The sequence below is a fragment of the Shewanella sp. genome, assembly GCF_051658185.1.
GTDB lineage: Bacteria > Pseudomonadota > Gammaproteobacteria > Enterobacterales > Shewanellaceae > Shewanella.
In genome coordinates, this window is the sequence record NZ_JBOFMC010000198.1 from 1 (window position 1) to 1,444 (window position 1,444).

The 1,444-nt window shown below is 47.6% G+C and carries 1 protein-coding gene; it reads left to right on the top strand.

The features are described 5' to 3' along the window. Positions 1 to 152 precede the first annotated feature (152 nt). The gene (ruvB, locus tag ACRCZA_RS07875) at positions 153 to 1,157 is read left to right on the top strand and encodes a Holliday junction branch migration DNA helicase RuvB (protein ID WP_438673903.1); all 1,005 of its coding nucleotides are present in this window, start codon (positions 153 to 155) and stop codon (positions 1,155 to 1,157) included. Positions 1,158 to 1,444: the final 287 nt, after the last annotated feature.

Genomic DNA, 1,444 nt, shown 5'->3' on the forward strand with positions numbered 1-1,444 from the left:
TGGATCCTGAGACGCTTATCAAGGCGGCGCTTAAATCAATGCTGTGATCCGTGCGGCCAACAACATAGTCGAGCGATGGCGCTAAAGCGCCGTTGGGGTTTAATGAGGTTTCACTTGCGTCATATTCTTGATGCGCTAATAGGAAAATGTAGATGATTGAGGCAGATAGACTGATCCAGCCACAGTTACAAGCACAAGATGACATCATCGATAGGGCGATGCGCCCTAAATTGCTTGATGAATACACCGGGCAAGATGACACCCGGGCTCAGTTGAAGGTCTTTATTCAAGCTGCCAAAAATCGTCAAGAAGCACTCGATCATCTGTTGATTTATGGCCCACCAGGACTGGGTAAAACCACATTGGCAATGATTGTTGCCAATGAAATGGGGGTGAATATCAAGTCAACCTCCGGACCTGTGCTCGAAAAAGCAGGGGATCTGGCGGCACTGCTCACGAATCTTGAAGCTGGCGATGTGCTGTTTATCGATGAAATTCATCGCTTAAGCCCGGTGGTAGAAGAGATCCTCTATCCCGCCATGGAAGATTATCAGTTAGACATCATGATAGGTGAAGGGCCGGCGGCTCGCTCTATCAAGCTCGATTTACCGCCGTTCACCTTAGTCGGTGCCACCACGCGGGCAGGTGCCTTGACCTCTCCATTGCGGGCGCGCTTTGGCATTCCACTTCGATTAGAATTTTATAATATCAAAGACTTAAGTACGATTGTGGCCCGGTCGGCTCAGGTGATGGGGCTTGAAATTGATTGTGCTGGCGCGCAAGAAATTGCCAAGCGTGCCCGAGGAACACCGAGGATCGCCAATCGCTTACTGCGGCGAGTCCGGGATTATGCTCAGGTACAACATGATGGCGTGGTCACCCAATTCGTGGCCGAGCAAGCACTGAACTTGTTGGATGTCGATAGTGAAGGTTTTGATTATATGGACCGTAAGTTGTTACTGGCAATTATCGATAAATTTATGGGTGGCCCTGTTGGATTAGATAACTTGGCCGCCGCTATCGGTGAAGAGCGAGAAACCATTGAGGACGTGTTAGAACCATTTTTGATCCAACAAGGTTTTATTCAGCGAACGCCTCGAGGGCGCATTGCCACGGCGCGCGCCTATCAGCATTTTGAATTGATTAAACCAGAATAGCAGCAGGCGACCATAGGTCGCCTTTTTTGGCATTATCGTTTTTTGAGTCCTTACATTATCACCGTATTGTTTAACGTATTCATCATCAGGTTTTTGCCAAGCTGCATTTATACCAAGCTGTATTGATACCAAGGTGCATTGATACCCAAAAGCATTTATATCCAGCTGCATTTATTCCATTGTCTGTATAAAAGCCAATGGCAGCCAATTAACAACCCGCTAGCTATCCCAGTTTATTGCAAGCTCAAGAGCATCACGCCGCCTATCTAACCAGTTAACATCACTTT

What these genes read in the sequence shown, in the direction of transcription:
- ruvB (WP_438673903.1), top strand. Translation starts at nt 153, where the DNA reads ATGATTGAGGCAGATAGACTGATCCAGCCACAGTTACAAGCACAAGAT.